Source organism: Anabaena sp. 4-3 (assembly GCF_001597745.1).
Classification (GTDB): Bacteria; Cyanobacteriota; Cyanobacteriia; order Cyanobacteriales; family Nostocaceae; genus Trichormus.
Genome location: NZ_LUHJ01000033.1, coordinates 59,330 through 75,043, shown reverse-complemented (window position 1 = coordinate 75,043; position 15,714 = coordinate 59,330). Strand labels below are relative to the sequence as shown.

Sequence of the window (15,714 nt, the reverse complement as noted above, 5' to 3'; positions counted from 1 at the left end):
CCCTGACTGATTAACGATGATCTAAATAAACCCGCCCCTACTTTATTCTGCACTGTAGAGACTAGCCATGCTTAGTCTTTACATCATTTTTTCGTGCAACTTCATAGAGAATTGGTATGAGAAACAATTTCTTGCATCAAATTTATCCTCTGGCTTGACTTTGTAACCACCCTTGCAAATCCGCAAGCGTAGAGAAATCTAACAAAGCCTCAGCTAAAGCTTCTAATTGTTCTCGTGACAACGCCTTAATTTGAGTTTTAAGTGGCTCAGGAATCTCACCCACTCGTCGGTTTAACAGTCTGAGGACAAGCTTTCTTTCTCCCTGTTCTTCAGCTTCCCGATAAACTCGCGTTTCTTCCAAATTTAGTCCTAACATTGCTTCAGCTTCCTCTCGACTCAGGGTAGCAAACTTATAAGCTTAATTTTAATGCTTTGAGATACTCAAGCGATCGCAACACCCTAAGTCCGCGATAAAATTCTCAAGCACCAGAGCATACTTCATTACCATGCAAATCAACTGGCAAACAGCTAAAACCTACGAAGATATCCTTTACCATAAAACCGACGGTATCGCTAAAATCACCATTAACCGTCCCCATAAACGTAATGCTTTTCGTCCCAAAACTGTCTTTGAACTGTATGATGCTTTTTGTGATGCCCGTGAAGATACTTCCATTGGCGTAGTCTTATTTACGGGTGCAGGCCCCCATACTGATGGGAAATACGCTTTCTGTGCGGGTGGTGATCAAAGTGTGCGGGGACAAGCTGGTTATTTAGATGATGCTGGCGTTCCCCGGTTGAATGTGTTGGATTTACAACGCCTCATTCGTACCATGCCCAAAGTTGTGATTGCGCTTGTGGCTGGGTATGCGATTGGGGGCGGACATGTTTTACACTTAATTTGTGACTTAACCATTGCGGCTGATAATGGCATTTTTGGGCAAACTGGCCCAAAAGTTGGCAGTTTTGACGGTGGTTTTGGTGCTAGCTATCTGGCGCGTATAGTTGGACAAAAAAAAGCCCGCGAGATTTGGTTTCTCTGCCGTCAATACAATGCCCAACAAGCTTTAGAAATGGGTTTAGTCAATTGTGTAGTGCCAGTGGCAGAATTAGAAGCAGAAGGAATTAAATGGGCGCGAGAAATTTTAGAAAAAAGCCCTATTGCCATTCGCTGTTTAAAAGCTGCATTTAACGCTGATTGTGACGGACAAGCTGGCTTACAAGAACTAGCTGGTAATGCCACCTTGTTATATTACATGACAGAAGAAGGTGCAGAAGGCAAGCAAGCCTTTTTAGAAAAACGCCCCCCGAATTTTCGTGAATTTCCTTGGCTACCTTAAAACACATCTTGCACCTGTGGCTTGATGACTTAAAGCGAAAAAAATCGCACCCTGCCTAGAGGTGCGATGATTCCCATTGTTGAACTTTACAGCACGAGAAAATTTAAAAGCAAATCTTAATGTTACACAGACTGTAAACACAGTCAGGTAAGATTATGGATGGTTAGATTAATACTGTCTCAGCTTTTGTTTGTTCAAAAGTGGAGGCAGTAGTTTCCTGAACAGGAACAAAAGCAGCGTTGTCTAAATTAGTTATTTGGCAATCAGATTTATTTAAAACTGGTGTAGCATCTGGTAAACTCCAAGCATCTTCTAGAGTTTCCCAAGAAGGTGCAAAAGCGGGTAATGCTAAATTACAAGCTTTCCAACCCGCTTGGACTGGTGCGCTCAACTTTTGGCAGATTCCGCCACGCCGCCCTTCAGGCTGGTAATGGCGACAATATCTACAGGCAGATGTCAAACAATTAATGGGTTTCATTTGGGTTCATCTTTAATGCCGTTCAGGGCAAATTTATTTGCCTATATTTTCCTCCTACACAAAAATACGTAGAAAACCCAAAATGCTTGATCCTATATAGTTTGTAGCCTTTTATTGCTAAAATAACCTTTAGATTCTTTTTATAATTCCGTTATATTTTTCAATGTTACGTATAGTAGGTACATACAAATTATTGCCTATAAATCAATGGGGATCAAGGTTAAGTTGAAAGGTTTAAATTTATGGGAAAATTTCAATTAATTGATAAAATTTACCCTATAAGCTATTTTACCAGCATAATAAGTCTAGATATGAATACATCTCAAATGAGACTGAAATAGAAAAAAATTGATGATTGATACAGAATCTAGGGAATTACATCTTGTTTGTTGACTGTTTTGCACTACAAAGGGCGCATATTCCCCAACGTTCAAGTTCACCAGGGGGGGTGGGACATTGACATTGAGGACAAAGTGGTAAGCCTTGCGATCGCACTTGCATAGTCTTAGCCCAAAACTTAAAAGCTTGATGCACATTTTGCCCAGTAGGTTCCACATCAGCCTCATAGCTGTTACTATCACCCACATAACTGGGGTGTTGTTGAGGCGATACAGTTAATTGTGGCTTTGCCGCCTCGGCGGAATTTTGCCAGCCAGCAGTAGAGAAGCGAATATCCAGCAAAGATAGAGACAGCTTAGTATTTAACTTTTTTAATAATGTTTGGCGGCTAAATGTGAGATTTTGCGCCCAAGCTGCGCTAGAAGTTGCCACCCGCAAAACATCACGCTGCAATGATAACGGGCGAGAGTGTTTAGCCGCAGCCACACCAACAACTTCTGCCCAGCACTGAAGCACACGCTGAAATGGTTGTTCTTGCCATTTAGCTTGTTGTTGTAAAGCATCTAAAATATCATTAACTGATTTCCAAGCCATCTTGCCTCATAAATACTAAAAATAAGAATTGCTTCTGGAAACTATACTAATCAACTATAGGAATCATATTTGATTGCTAAAAAAAACTCAGTACACCTCTGTTCCCTGTTCCCCGTTCCCTGTTCCCTGTTCCCTTGTCAATAATCAAATCGAATTCCTATATTTTGGTTACTATTGGCACAAAAGGATTGACACTTAATCCAGCAGCCTAAGTTGGAGGTAAACAGACAATGAGTCAAAACCGCCTAATGGATTCCAGTACGCGATCGCTTAAAACTCCCACAATCAAACCAGCATTAGCCGCAGCACTAGCCAGTTTAGAAGTGCAGTTAGATCAAGAATTAGCTCGTTACCGACGTACACGCTTCGGAGTTAGGGCAGTCAGCCAACCCTTACTGCATAATTATGTCAGCAGTCCCCAGCCAGAAGCGACTGCAAAAACTAGCACCGTGGGCAATACTCAGCCCCTCGCTGTAGAAATTAGCAAATATACACCCCCTACACCTGTAACACAAACCCCACCAACACCACCATCTGTAGAAATTAGCAAATACACACCCCCTACACCTGACACACAAACCCCACCAGCACCACCAAGCACTGCTAAAACAGAAACACCCCAAAAACCTGAGATTCCTAGCAGCCTGCCTGAGTCAAACACACAAATTCCCCTCCCTCCTCCCAATGCCGCTAGTGGCATCATCCCCACCACCGCCCAGGCTAATCAAAATCATCAATTGTTAGCAGATGACACGCCTACCGAACCAGACGACTATTTAGAATCAAGTGAAGCATTGCTACGTAGTTTGACGGATGAACAACCACAAACTGATAGCCAACCAAGCAATGCTAGTGATAGCTTGCTATCGCCCTTGGGTATAGGCTCCATACTGCTGTTATTATTAGCAAGCCTGATGTTGGGTTACGTGGTATTCAACCCAAAAAGTTTACCTCAGTTAAATTTCAGTCAATTATTTAACAACGAATCAGATTCTACTGTAGAAATTCCAGAGGTAGTTAATGCTAACTCCCAGCCTCAACCACAACCAGAACTCACACCCATTCCTAGACATCCCAACTTAGCAGCCAAAGAATTTCCTCAAGTGAGAGATTCTAATGATATCGTGGGCTTGCAACCTAAACTTCTACCAACTCCCACAGCCCCATCTAACCCGGTTGCTATCCCTACACCAGCCATTCCCCCTGTCACCAATCCGGTAGCACAGGTGCAAACTTTACCATCATTGGATGAATCACCAAGCCCACAACCTTCGCCATCACCCACAGCAACATCAACCCAGACAAATGCAGAAATCAAACCAGCAGCAGATGGACTTTACTACATAGTGGCAGACAATCAAGGCGCAAATGCGTTAGCTACAGCAAAACAGGTAGTTCCAGATGCTTACTTATCACCGGGTAAAACATTAATTTATCTAGGCGCGCTCAATACAAAAGAGCAAGCACAACAAAGACTCAAGCAGCTACAAGCCAAGGGAATTCAAGCCAGGGTACAACAGCCTTGAGGGGTAAAAATTGTACGATAGGATGAATAAGGCGTAGAGAATATGGCCTGCTTGTTAAACGTTGACTGGAGAGGCGACATGGAATTGATCAAGCGGATGGTGAGAGTGATCAATGCTAATCTGAATAGTTTCCTAGGTAGTGCCGAAGATCCAGAAAAAGTTCTGGAACAAACCGTCATGGAAATGCAAGAAAACTTGCTGTTATTGCGACAGGGAGTAGCTCAGGCGATCGCCACCCAAAAACGCACTGAACGCCAAGCCGCAGCCGCCCAGTCAACAGCAGAAGAATGGTATCGTCGCGCCCAATTGGCTCTACAACAAGGAAATGAACCCCTAGCCAGAGAAGCCCTCACCAAACGCCACGCCTATCTAGAAACAGCTACAGCCTTGACTAACCAAATACAACAGCAAAATGAGATAGTAGCTAGACTCAAGCAGGATACCCGCACCCTAGAGTTAAAAATTGCGGAGGCGAAAACCAAAAAAGATATGTATATCGCTCGCGCGCGTGCGGCACAAGCTTCTTATAAACTGCAAGATATGCTCAGTGGAGTATCTGCCACCAGCAGCCTCAGTGCTTTTGATCGCATGGAAGATAAAGTTTTACAATTAGAAGCGCAATCAGAGGCTATTTCCCAACTGGGTGGTGATGACTTAGAAAAACAGTTTAGTTCACTAGAAGCCGCCCAGGATGTTGATCAGGAACTAGCAGCGATGAAATCCCATCTCTTAGACGATGGGAAAAATATACAGCCGCAAAAACTGCCCCCAAGTTAAGAATCTGAAAAATTGGGCAATGATTAAAATAAGGAGATATCTTAGCAAATATATGGGTGTCTGGATGTACCGAACCAAACCGGAATCATGACATTAAAAATGGAAGTTATTAAATAGTAAAAAAGCGAACCACCCAACCCAAAGCGTAAACCTCACAAGGAAAAACAAAGTTATGGGATTATTTGATCGGATTAAGCGAGTAGTCAGTGCTAACCTCAACGATTTAGTCAATAAAGCCGAAGACCCAGAAAAAATGCTGGAACAAGCTATCCTGGAAATGCAGGAAGACTTGGTACAGTTGCGTCAGGGAGTAGCACAGGCGATCGCTGCCCAAAAACGCACTGAGAAACAGTATAATGAGGCGCAAAACGAAATCAATAAATGGCAACGCAACGCCCAACTAGCACTACAAAAAGGCGATGAGAACCTAGCCAGACAAGCCCTAGAACGTAAAAAAACATATACTGAAACCGGTACAGCCCTAAAAGTTAGCCTAGAGCAACAAAGCACTCAGGTAGAAACCCTCAAGCGCAACTTAATCCAGCTAGAAAGCAAAATTTCTGAAGCCAAAACCAAGAAAGAAATGCTCAAAGCCCGGATTACCACAGCCAAAGCCCAAGAGCAACTTCAAGGGATGGTACGTGGCATGAATACTAGCAGTGCAATGGCAGCCTTCGAGCGCATGGAAGAAAAAGTCCTGATGCAAGAAGCCCGCGCCCAGTCAGCCGCCGAGTTAGCAGGAGCAGACTTAGAAACCCAATTTGCACAGTTAGAAGCTAGCAGCGATGTTGATGATGAATTAGCAGCCCTGAAAGCATCTTTAGCACCTGCCACCCCAGCCAACCAGCCCCAATTACCCCCCCAACAAGAAACCACCTCTTCCCCCAAATCTAACGACGTGGTTGATAAAGATTTGGAAGAACTACGCCGACAATTGGATCAACTGTAATCATTGCCACATATCAACAATTAATCCCACGCCTCTCGGTAGTGGGATTTTATGTTTTAGTCATTAGTCATTAGTCATTAGTCATTAGTCATTAGTCATTAGTCATTGGTGATTAGATTTTTCTACCCCTGCCTCCCCTGCCTCCCCTGCCTCCCCTGCTTTCCCAGTCCCCAATCGTTAACATTAGAAAATATCTATGGACTAGAGACTATGGACTGTTGACGACTTTGGGATACAGTATTTTGTGTGTCAACTTTGATATATGCCAACTAATGGAGACTGCAATGAGTAAGGGTGTAATCACCATCACTGATGCTGAGTTTGAAACTGAAGTGTTGCAAGCCGAGCAGCCTGTATTAGTTTACTTTTGGGCTTCCTGGTGTGGGCCTTGTCAACTGATGTCGCCACTGGTAAATTTAGCTGCTACCAAGTATAGCGATCGCCTGAAAGTTGTCAAGCTAGAAGTAGATCCTAATCCTGTGACGGTGAAACAGTACCAAGTAGAAGGCGTACCAGCCCTGAGACTAATTCAAGGACAAGAACTAATAGCCTCTACCGAAGGAGTGATTGGCAAAGACAAATTACTCGATTTTCTGGATACGCACTTAAATAATAATTAGTCAATAGTCGTTAGTCGATAGTCTATAGATTATTGTTTACTGGGAAGCGGAGGAAGCGGAGGAAGCGGAGGAAGCGGAGGGAGCAGAAGATATTTTACCCCAATGCCCCATGCCCAATTCCCCATGCCCAATTCCCAATGACTAATGACTAATGACTAATGACTAATAACTAATGACTAATAACCACTATGCAATTTGCACAACGTTTACAACCCCTGCAATCTAACGTCTTTGCTGATATGGATAAAGCCAAGGCTTTGGCTATTTCAGCAGGTAAAGAGTTGATTGATTTGTCGCTGGGTTCTTCTGATTTACCCACGGAAGCCCATGTCATTGAGGCGATCGCTCAATCCCTCTATGATCAAAGTACCCACGGCTATTTACTGTTTAACGGTACGCGGGAGTTTCGGCAAGCGGCGGCGAACTGGTATCAACAAAAGTTTGGGATTAAAGTTGATCCGGAAACTGAGGTACTACCTTTAATTGGTTCTCAGGAAGGTACAGCCCATTTACCTTTGGCAATACTCAACCCTGGCGATTATGCCTTACTGCTTGATCCTGGCTACCCTTCCCATGCGGGCGGAGTCTACTTAGCCAGTGGGCAAATTTATCCTATGCCCCTGCGCGCCGAAAATGACTTTTTACCCGTGTTCAGTGACATTCCCGCCTCTGTGGTTGCTCAGTCGCGGATGATGGTCTTAAGCTATCCTCATAATCCCACATCTGCGATCGCACCTTTATCTTTCTTTAAAGAAGCCGTCGCCTTCTGTCAGCAACATCATATCGTCCTGGTTCATGATTTCCCTTATGTAGATTTGGTATTTGATAATACTGGGGAGAGAGAAAATAATTTAACCAATTCTCAATCTCTTGTGCCTTCAATTTTGCAAGCCGACCCAGATAAAAGCATTTCCATTGAGTTTTTCACCCTTTCTAAGTCTTATAATATGGGCGGTTTCCGTATTGGTTTCGCCGTGGGAAATGCCCAGTTAATTCAAGCTTTACGACAGGTGAAAGCCGCCGTAGATTTTAATCAGTATCGCGGAATTTTGAATGGGGCGATCGCAGCTCTGACAGGCTGCCAAACCGGAGTACAAGCGGCTGTAGATAAATACCGAGAACGGCGTGATGCTTTTATTACAGCTTTACACCGCATCGGTTGGTACGTTCCCACTCCCAAAGCCACAATGTACATCTGGGCAAAATTACCCTCACCCTGGAGTCAAAATTCTATCGAGTTTTGTACCGAATTAGTCAAACAAACAGGTGTAGCGGCTTCCCCTGGTGCTGGCTTTGGTAAATCTGGTGAAGGATATGTCCGCTTTGCTTTAGTCCATGAGCCACCGATATTAGAAACCGCCGTTGCCAGAATTGCCGCATTTCTTTAAAACTCTTGTGGGGGAGCCACTGCGTTAGGCGGTTCTGCCGATTTGTAGCAAGTGGCGTTAGGCATCCTGCCGCAAATATAGGACGGGCTTACCTGCCCATCCTACAAGAAAATTGGGGATATTTTGGGATTTGGAAGTCATATCATGTCCGGCTAATTACTTATGATAAGTTTTCGATGCTGAACTGTTCCCTGTTCCCTACCCCAACAGATGATAACTATTCAAACGGACATGATATCAGTTACCAGATTCGCTTTCCAATTAGCCAAATCAGCCAAGGAGCGATCGCGATAACGTCCGTAACGTTCCTGTTTATTTTTGATTTTCACGCCTAAATCTGGAAAAATGCCAAAATTCGGCGGCATTGGTTGAAAATGTTTCGGCGAGGCAGAACTGATAAACTCAAATAATGCCCCCATCATGGTTGTATTGGGCAGCGTCAAGGCTTCTTTACCCAAAGCTAACCTTGCAGCATTAATTCCTGCCAAACAACCTCCGGCGGCTGCGGCTGTATAACCTTCAGTGCCAATTAACTGTCCCGCCGCTAATAATGTCGGACGCTGTTTAAATTGCAACGTCGGTAGCATTAATTGGGGTGCATTAATAAAGGTGTTGCGGTGCATGACTCCCAACCGCACAAATTCCGCCTTTTCTAAACCGGGAATCATTTGGAAGACTCGTTTTTGTTCACCCCAACGCAGATTTGTTTGAAAGCCTACCATATTCCACAATTGACCGGCTTTATCTTCTTGTCGCAACTGCACCACTGCATAGGGACGTTCACCTGTACGGCTATCAGACAACCCCACTGGCTTTAAGGGGCCGTAGCGCATGGTGTCTTCTCCCCGTTGTGCTAGTTCTTCAATGGGCAGACAAGCTTCAAAAAATTTTGCGGTTTCTCGCTCAAAATCTTTGAGTTCTGTTTGTTCAGCTTGGCAAAGTGCTGACCAAAACCGCAGATATTGCTCCTTGTTCATGGGACAATTCAGATAGGCGGCTTCACCTTTGTCATAGCGTGATGCCATAAACGCAATATCGCGGTTGATTGATTCTCCCACAATAATCGGGCTAGCCGCATCAAAGAAACTCATGTATTCCATCCCGGTGAAGCGGTGTAAGTCTGCGGCTAAGTCGGGACTGGTTAAGGGGCCTGTTGCTAAAACCACTATTCCGTCGGGGATGGCTGGAACTTCGCCGCGTCGGAATTCTATTAAAGGATGACTGGCTAAAGTTTGCGTTAAATCTTGTCCAAATTGCCCTCTATCTACTGCCAAGGCACCACCAGCCGGAACAGCGTGTTCATCGGCTTTCGATACGATTATAGAACCTAGTTGCCGTAATTCTTCGTGCAGCAAACCCGCCGCGCGATCGCTTGCCATCGCCCCAAAGGAATTACTACATACTAACTCTGCTAAATGTTCTGTATGATGGGCAGGGCTGAAGCGTTGGGGGCGCATCTCATGTAAAATAACTGGTACTCCAGCCTGGGCTATTTGCCATGCTGCCTCTGTCCCAGCTAGTCCACCTCCAATTACTTGTATCGGTTGTTGAGTCATAGTTAAAGTTTTAATACCTGATTAATCAAATACACTTGGTTTGAGCGTTGATATATTAATCATCATAGATGATTATTTGTATCCAGATAGGTAATATACCTACCCAATCAGGTATGTATGAAAAATATTTTTGTCAAGTCTTTATTTGTGTTCATCTGCTTGATTATCTCGATTCATTTCACGCCGACGCAGCCTCACCAAAAATCTCACCCGCCGCTTGAATTCCTCAAAGTCTGCGTCATTGAGTTTGGTTTTCTGCCACGCTGGACGCTGGTTTATTTGTTCACACCAATTTTTTAATTGAGGGTAATCATCTAAACTCACACCCAAGTTAGGTAAAAAAGGTATAACTGTCCCGGCTACAATATCAGCTAGCGTTAATTGTTCGCCACTAAAAAAAGTGCGATCGCCTATAATTTCTGACAAAAATTTCAACCCTATATTTATATGCTCTACTGCTTTGCCAAACTGCGGTGATTCAGGACTCTCAGCAATTAATGAAATGATTTTTGGGAATAGTTCATTAGCTGTCACCATTTGCACCATTCTAACTTTCGCCAAGGCTTGAGCATCATTAGGCAATAATGAAGGTGTGGGATATTTACTTTCTAAATAATCTAAAATTGCCAATGATTCTATTACCTTAAACCCGTCATCTACTATAACTGGTATATGGTGAAATGGGTTAATTTCTAAAAAGTCTGCTTGGAATTGATCACCATTTAATTTTAATATTATTGGTTCAAATTCAATGCCTTTTTCTAATAAAGTTATCCACACACGCCGAGCATTAGGCGAAAGTGGCGTATAGTAAAATTTCAGCATGACAAGCTCCTAATTGAGAAAATAAGACCGAATGGTTTGTTTTATTGGAAAATTTTTTCTGATTACGATGGCTTATTATAACTCATCTTGTGTAAATTACAGACCAAACGGTTTGTTTTTGATGAAAAAAATTTTTGCTCTTCTGATTTACAGATGAAATTCTATGTATTGATTCAGATGCTTAACTGCTCTTTGCATATAAACTGAATCGCCATATAACTTACTCATCATGATTGCACCTTCTAGAGTAGCAGTGATAATACTGGCAATTTCATCGGGATTAACTCCCGGTGGAATTTCACCTTTTGTAATTCCGGTTTCAATAATGCGGCGAATTAGATTTAGCCAAGCAGTCATTGCTTGTTGTGTGCGTTCTCTTAAAGCCGGGTGAGCATCATCACTTTCTACAGCCGTATTCAGTAGGGGACATCCTCCGGGTATGGGTGGATTGTCTACAAAACTACTAAATACTTCTATCATGGCTTTGAGCCGTGGAATTGCATGACGTTGGTTTCGTAATGCTAACCTGTAATGTTTACTCACACAAGCGATCGCATAATCAAACGCCTGTAATGCTAACTCATCCTTACTTGGAAAATGATTGTAAATTCCTCCTTTCTTTAATCCCGTTACCCGCATGATGTCCGAAATAGACGCACCAGCATATCCCTGTTGGTTAAACAGTTCGGCTGCTTGTTGGATAATTCGCGCTTTTGTTTCTTCGCCTTTGGACATCAAGGGGATTTAAGACCAATTGGTTTGATTTATTTTAAAACTATTGATTAAGGATAGTCAATAGGGTCACGTTAAATATGTTTCGTAGTTTCGTAGGGTGCGTCAGACTGCTTAAATGCTGTCAAGAAAATTATGTTTGATATCTGACGCACCCTACTAATTCTGACAGTTGCATAATTCCTGAGTCAGTAGAGACGCAACAAATCGCGGCTCTACAAAAGTCAAGATTTTTTAAGCACAGAGAGTTAAAATCTTCTCAACAACTTGAGAGTCTACATCTTGCTGTTCACCCATAGTTGAAAAACCGTGCTGTTGTAGACGTTCAATAATTGCAGGGATGGTTTCAACTCCTACACCGTAGTCAGATAGACGAGTGGGTACACCAACAGACTCAAAGAAGTTGCGAGTATGAGCGATCGCTTGCTCAATGCGTTCTGCTTCGCTACCATCAACAATGTTCCAGACTCTTGCTGCATATTGTAGAAGCTTTTGCCATTTGCGATCGCGTCTCACAGACAGGGTACTGGGTAGCACAATCGCCAAAGTTTGAGCATGATCCAAACCATGTTCTGCTGTCAACTCATGCCCAATCATGTGAGTCGCCCAATCTTGGGGAACACCCACAGCAATTAACCCATTAAGAGCCATTGTTGCACACCACATCACATTAGCTCTTGCATCATAATCATGGGGATTAGCCAAGGTTTTTGGCCCCTCCTCAATCAGAGTTTTTAAAATTGACTCCGCCATCCTATCTTGTAATGGTGCATTCACAGGATAAGTCAAATACTGTTCCATCACATGGGTGTAAGCATCAACAATTCCATTACCGATTTGTCTAGGAGGTAAGGAAAACGTCGTTTCTGGATCAAGCACAGAAAAACGAGGAAATACCAGGGGACTGGCGAAATATAACTTTTCTTTTGTTTCCCACTTGGTAATTACAGCATTGATGTTCATTTCCGAACCAGTCGCCGGTAGAGTTAACACCGCACCAAAGGGTACAGCCGCAGTTACAGGTGCTTGCTTGGCGAGAATATCCCAAGGTTCCCCCTCAAAAGGAACCGCCGCCGCAATAAACTTAGTGCCATCCAAAACTGAACCACCACCTACAGCCAACAGAAAATCAATCCCCTCTTGACGTACCAGTTCCACCGCTTTCATCAGAGTTTCTAGGTGGGGATTAGGTTCAATACCACCAAACTCCAACACATCCCGCCCAGCCAACGCAGACTTAACTTGCTCATATACACCATTGGTTTTGATGCTACCTCCACCGTAAGTCATGAGAATTTTGGCATCAGCAGGAATTTCTGCACCAATGTTAGCAATTTGACCTTTACCAAACAGAATTTTCACTGGGTTGTAAAACACAAAGTTTTCCATGCAATGCACCTCAAGGTGGCGATGTTCAAAGTCCTTCAGTATTGTAGTCAGTTTTTTTGGTGTTTGGCTGACATCAATAGCAGGTGTTGGTTTTGCATAGGTGAGCAGGTGGCTATGTTACTTGAGGATCATCTTGATTGTAACTTTTTACTGTTGGATACCGTTTCTTGATGTAGCTTGCGTGGCGTAGCCATAGATGCACTTTATTCTGCACTGTAGAGACTAGCCATGCTTAATCTCTACATCATTTACTTGATGCAACTTCCTAGAGAATTGGTATGAGTATTTATATCATGTTTTAGGTGAATTGGTATTAGTCATACATCAGCGATTTTTCCAAATTAAATTTAATTGCTATATAAATTCTTAAGAATTGATATTTCCGAAATTCGCCGTTTCCACCTTGAATTTAAGAATATTGAAAATTCGCAAGACTTGTAGGTAATGAATACTCAAAACTCCAAGAATACATCTCTTAAGTTTGTACCTGCTTTTCTGGCTGCGGCTACACTAATCACCACATCTGTCGCCCCCGCATTTGCTAACGACAAAGTGGAAATTTTAGGCGCAAACTATGGCGGTAACGGTTGCCCTGAAGGCTCTGCTGCTGTCAGCGTCAGCCCTGATGGTCAAGAGCTAAGTATTCTATTTGATAGGTTTATAGCCCTAGGAAATAACGCCAGAGAACGCCGCAAAAGCTGTAACTTGAGCATTCCGATTAAAGTACCCCAAGGCTATCAGATTTCACTCTACGATGCTGATTATCGAGGCTATGTTGCTCCTTCCACAATAGGGAGACTCAGAGCAGAATACTTTTTTGCTGGTCAGCGTGGCCCTGTTTTTTCTAGGACATTTAGAGGCGAAAGTGACTACAACGTTAGAGATCAATTAGTGACTGTAGGTAATGTTTGGTCACGTTGTGGTGATAGTTTAAATATGCGGGTAAATGCGGCGATGACTGCTAGTGGTCAAGGAATGGCGACTGTTGACTCTTTTGACCTCGCTCATCGTGGTTTGGTTTATCACATCAAATATCGCCAGTGTCGTTAGTTATTTTCAAAGTTGGGAGTAACGAAATTCTCCCCTAAACAAGTAGAAACGTTGTATAAAACGGTTCTCTGACATCTTGCACCTGTTCCTGGATGATAATTTTTGGAGGGTGGGCATTGCTTATAAGTTGCTCAAAACCTTATTTTTAGGTTGCTGGGTGTGCATCGCCTTATGCTTAGTTTTTCCTTTTTCCTCTCCTTTTAGCTAAATCAAAAATTCATCCCACACCTACAGCTTGCTGAGGTGTGGGATGAATTTTTGGGTGGCGACGAGTTGACAGCAGTTAACCAGTCTGACGCACCCTACAAGACACAATTTAATGTGACACTTGCGTAAGTCCTGAACATTGATATTTCCAGGTGCAAGATAGGAGTGATACAAAATTTATAACTATGTGTATATAATGCAAGCAATTACTTGCATTCGCAAGCAAGTGCTTGCATAAATATCATGAATAACTTTTTATCAACAACAGCACCAACTCAGTCAGGGTTAATCAAAGCCGCAACCGCCGGATTAGCTTATGCGTATTCAAACCAATAATATGTAGTAGTTATGCTTCTAGCACACTTGATTACAGTTGTGCTGTCTACATCGAAACCTGTGTAAAGATGTTTGTCAGTTGTATTCACCCGTTGGACAAGATGCAAATTATTGAAGTCAGGAGGTAGGAAGCAGGGGAGACGAGGAAGCAGACAAGCAAAACATTGCCTCATGCCTAGTTGCCATCAAGGCCAAGATTAGTTGTTAAAAATTCACACTATAGAAAATATCCCAGTAGTTTTACTGACTGAAATTTAGGAAGATTCATCAAATATGTCTCATTCAGATAATTCTCATTCCTCAATACCTGTGGAAATAGAAGATACTACCGCTACCGAAACTCAAGACAGTTATTTGGTAGAGCCAGAACAACCAGAACAACCAGGTCGTCCTAAGCCGCGCTGGCCTTTGATTGTTGGCATAATTTTGTTAATTGCAGGTGGTGCTTTTGGCTGGAAGTGGTGGCAGAGTAGCATGACTGGTAATCAACCGCCAGGGATGGCGGCTGGTAGACCGATGGGAATTACCGTGAGAATAGCAACAGTAGAGCCAGGAACTTTACAAGAAAGCTCAGTATTTGTCGGTAGTGTAGAAGCTCCCCGCTCAGTGGTATTGAGTCCAGAGATTGATGGACGAGTCAGCCAAATTTTAGTAAAACAAGGCGATCGCGTCCAAGAGGGACAAGTTGTTATCCGCTTGCAAAGTGATAATGTACAAGCGCAGTTATTACAAGCCAAAGCCGGATTAGAACAAGCCCGCGCCCGCCTAGCCGAACTCAAAGCCGGGACACGCGCCGAAGAAATTGCCCAAGCTCAAGCGCGAGTAGCCCAAGCCCAAGCCCGGTTAACCGATGCCCAAGCCGGAGCGCGTCCCGAAGAAATAGCACAAGCCGAAGCGCAAATTGAATCAGCAAAATCTGACTTAGAGTTAGCGCACTCACGCGCCAAACGCTACGAACAACTACGAAAAGAAGGCGCAATTGCCCAAGATACCCTAGAAGGATATCTCACAGAACAACGTAGTGCCGAAGCTAGATTACAAGCAGCACAGCGACGATTAGAACAACTACAAAAAAGCCGACGCTCTGATATTACAGAACTAGAGGCAGCCTTAGAACAGCAAAGACAAAACCTCAGACAACTAGAAAACGGCGCACGTCCCGAAGAAATCGCTCAAGCGCGATCGCAAGTCATCCAAGCCGCCGCCCAAGTCAAAGCCGCAGAAGTCCAGGTACGTTACACCAACGTCTTAGCACCATTCGCTGGTATTGTCGGTGACATTCCCGTGCGGGTGGGTAGCTTTGTCAGTAAAGGCGATCAACTTACCACACTCACCAGAAACAACGCTTTAGAACTAAATATTTCCATCCCCATCAACCAAGCCGCACAATTGCGGACGGGATTACCCATACAGATTTTAGATTCCCAAGGCAACCCCACCGCCACAGGCAAAATTAGTTTTATTGAACCTAACGCCAATCCCAATTCCCAAACAGTCTTAGCCAAAGCCAGCTTAAGCAATGGTGCAGAACAATTACTAAATCGCCAGTTAGTTCAAGCTAAAGTCATTTGGGATGAACGCCCAGGAGTATTAATTCCCGTCACAGCC

At 43.5% G+C, this 15,714-nt stretch carries 15 protein-coding genes; 8 read left to right on the top strand and 7 right to left on the bottom strand.

The window, feature by feature from the left end:
* Window positions 1-142 precede the first annotated feature (142 nt).
* On the bottom strand, window positions 143-376 hold the full coding sequence (locus A3775_RS09580; RefSeq protein WP_066424725.1) for a DUF4351 domain-containing protein: 234 nt from the start codon (window positions 374-376) through the stop codon (window positions 143-145).
* A gap of 130 nt (window positions 377-506) precedes the next feature.
* Between A3775_RS09580 and menB the strand changes: the two genes are divergently transcribed.
* Entirely contained in the window at window positions 507-1,340 is an 834-nt protein-coding gene (gene menB / locus A3775_RS09575; protein ID WP_066376834.1) for a 1,4-dihydroxy-2-naphthoyl-CoA synthase, read from the top strand.
* A gap of 163 nt (window positions 1,341-1,503) precedes the next feature.
* Here menB and A3775_RS09570 read toward each other — a convergent pair whose 3' ends face one another.
* Complete coding sequence (locus tag A3775_RS09570; RefSeq protein ID WP_066424723.1) at window positions 1,504-1,818, bottom strand: hypothetical protein; 315 nt, start codon at window positions 1,816-1,818, stop codon at window positions 1,504-1,506.
* A 375-nt stretch (window positions 1,819-2,193) separates the two neighbouring features.
* Window positions 2,194-2,751: a DUF721 domain-containing protein gene (locus A3775_RS09565; protein WP_066376831.1), complete on the bottom strand. Its 558-nt coding sequence runs from the start codon at window positions 2,749-2,751 to the stop codon at window positions 2,194-2,196.
* 230 nt (window positions 2,752-2,981) lie between these two features.
* Here A3775_RS09565 and A3775_RS09560 point away from each other — a divergent pair, with 230 nt between their 5' ends.
* The 5 genes from A3775_RS09560 (at window position 2,982) to A3775_RS09540 (ending at window position 8,011) form a co-directional block, all read left to right on the top strand.
* Window positions 2,982-4,277, top strand: coding sequence for an SPOR domain-containing protein (locus A3775_RS09560; RefSeq protein WP_066376830.1), 1,296 nt, complete (start codon window positions 2,982-2,984; stop codon window positions 4,275-4,277).
* Window positions 4,278-4,355: 78 nt separating this feature from the next.
* Complete coding sequence (locus A3775_RS09555) at window positions 4,356-5,054, top strand: PspA/IM30 family protein (RefSeq protein WP_066376829.1); 699 nt, start codon at window positions 4,356-4,358, stop codon at window positions 5,052-5,054.
* Window positions 5,055-5,226: 172 nt separating this feature from the next.
* The gene (locus A3775_RS09550) at window positions 5,227-6,003 is read left to right on the top strand and encodes a PspA/IM30 family protein (protein ID WP_066424720.1); all 777 of its coding nucleotides are present in this window, start codon (window positions 5,227-5,229) and stop codon (window positions 6,001-6,003) included.
* A 284-nt stretch (window positions 6,004-6,287) separates the two neighbouring features.
* Window positions 6,288-6,623 carry a co-chaperone YbbN gene (locus A3775_RS09545; RefSeq protein ID WP_066376826.1) on the top strand — a complete coding sequence of 112 codons (336 nt, stop codon included), beginning with the start codon at window positions 6,288-6,290 and terminating at the stop codon, window positions 6,621-6,623.
* 188 nt (window positions 6,624-6,811) lie between these two features.
* Window positions 6,812-8,011 (top strand): LL-diaminopimelate aminotransferase, encoded by a 1,200-nt coding sequence (locus tag A3775_RS09540; protein WP_066376825.1) that lies wholly within the window; start codon window positions 6,812-6,814, stop codon window positions 8,009-8,011.
* Between the two features lie 221 nt (window positions 8,012-8,232).
* Here A3775_RS09540 and trmFO read toward each other — a convergent pair whose 3' ends face one another.
* From trmFO to A3775_RS09520, 4 genes are all read right to left on the bottom strand, one after another.
* Window positions 8,233-9,567 carry an FADH(2)-oxidizing methylenetetrahydrofolate--tRNA-(uracil(54)-C(5))-methyltransferase TrmFO gene (gene trmFO, locus A3775_RS09535; RefSeq protein ID WP_066376822.1) on the bottom strand — a complete coding sequence of 445 codons (1,335 nt, stop codon included), beginning with the start codon at window positions 9,565-9,567 and terminating at the stop codon, window positions 8,233-8,235.
* A 141-nt stretch (window positions 9,568-9,708) separates the two neighbouring features.
* Entirely contained in the window at window positions 9,709-10,392 is a 684-nt protein-coding gene (locus tag A3775_RS09530) for a glutathione S-transferase family protein (protein WP_066424718.1), read from the bottom strand.
* A 147-nt stretch (window positions 10,393-10,539) separates the two neighbouring features.
* Window positions 10,540-11,127 (bottom strand): TetR/AcrR family transcriptional regulator, encoded by a 588-nt coding sequence (locus A3775_RS09525; protein ID WP_066424717.1) that lies wholly within the window; start codon window positions 11,125-11,127, stop codon window positions 10,540-10,542.
* 231 nt (window positions 11,128-11,358) lie between these two features.
* A complete protein-coding gene (locus A3775_RS09520; RefSeq protein WP_066424714.1) occupies window positions 11,359-12,513 on the bottom strand; it encodes an iron-containing alcohol dehydrogenase in 1,155 nt (384 codons plus the stop codon).
* 444 nt (window positions 12,514-12,957) lie between these two features.
* Between A3775_RS09520 and A3775_RS09515 the strand changes: the two genes are divergently transcribed.
* Both A3775_RS09515 and A3775_RS09510 read left to right on the top strand, forming a co-directional pair.
* Window positions 12,958-13,563 carry a DUF4360 domain-containing protein gene (locus A3775_RS09515; protein WP_066376819.1) on the top strand — a complete coding sequence of 202 codons (606 nt, stop codon included), beginning with the start codon at window positions 12,958-12,960 and terminating at the stop codon, window positions 13,561-13,563.
* Window positions 13,564-14,379: 816 nt separating this feature from the next.
* The coding region (locus A3775_RS09510; protein WP_066424712.1) for an efflux RND transporter periplasmic adaptor subunit at window positions 14,380-15,714 on the top strand (1,335 nt) is incomplete at its 3' end.

Coding starts and splice junctions, on each gene's coding strand:
- A3775_RS09580 (WP_066424725.1), bottom strand. CDS start 376: ATGTTAGGACTAAATTTGGAAGAAACGCGAGTTTATCGGGAAGCTGAA.
- menB (WP_066376834.1), top strand. CDS start 507: ATGCAAATCAACTGGCAAACAGCTAAAACCTACGAAGATATCCTTTAC.
- A3775_RS09570 (WP_066424723.1), bottom strand. CDS start 1,818: ATGAAACCCATTAATTGTTTGACATCTGCCTGTAGATATTGTCGCCAT.
- A3775_RS09565 (WP_066376831.1), bottom strand. CDS start 2,751: ATGGCTTGGAAATCAGTTAATGATATTTTAGATGCTTTACAACAACAA.
- A3775_RS09560 (WP_066376830.1), top strand. CDS start 2,982: ATGAGTCAAAACCGCCTAATGGATTCCAGTACGCGATCGCTTAAAACT.
- A3775_RS09555 (WP_066376829.1), top strand. CDS start 4,356: ATGGAATTGATCAAGCGGATGGTGAGAGTGATCAATGCTAATCTGAAT.
- A3775_RS09550 (WP_066424720.1), top strand. CDS start 5,227: ATGGGATTATTTGATCGGATTAAGCGAGTAGTCAGTGCTAACCTCAAC.
- A3775_RS09545 (WP_066376826.1), top strand. CDS start 6,288: ATGAGTAAGGGTGTAATCACCATCACTGATGCTGAGTTTGAAACTGAA.
- A3775_RS09540 (WP_066376825.1), top strand. CDS start 6,812: ATGCAATTTGCACAACGTTTACAACCCCTGCAATCTAACGTCTTTGCT.
- trmFO (WP_066376822.1), bottom strand. CDS start 9,567: ATGACTCAACAACCGATACAAGTAATTGGAGGTGGACTAGCTGGGACA.
- A3775_RS09530 (WP_066424718.1), bottom strand. CDS start 10,392: ATGCTGAAATTTTACTATACGCCACTTTCGCCTAATGCTCGGCGTGTG.
- A3775_RS09525 (WP_066424717.1), bottom strand. CDS start 11,127: ATGTCCAAAGGCGAAGAAACAAAAGCGCGAATTATCCAACAAGCAGCC.
- A3775_RS09520 (WP_066424714.1), bottom strand. CDS start 12,513: ATGGAAAACTTTGTGTTTTACAACCCAGTGAAAATTCTGTTTGGTAAA.
- A3775_RS09515 (WP_066376819.1), top strand. CDS start 12,958: ATGAATACTCAAAACTCCAAGAATACATCTCTTAAGTTTGTACCTGCT.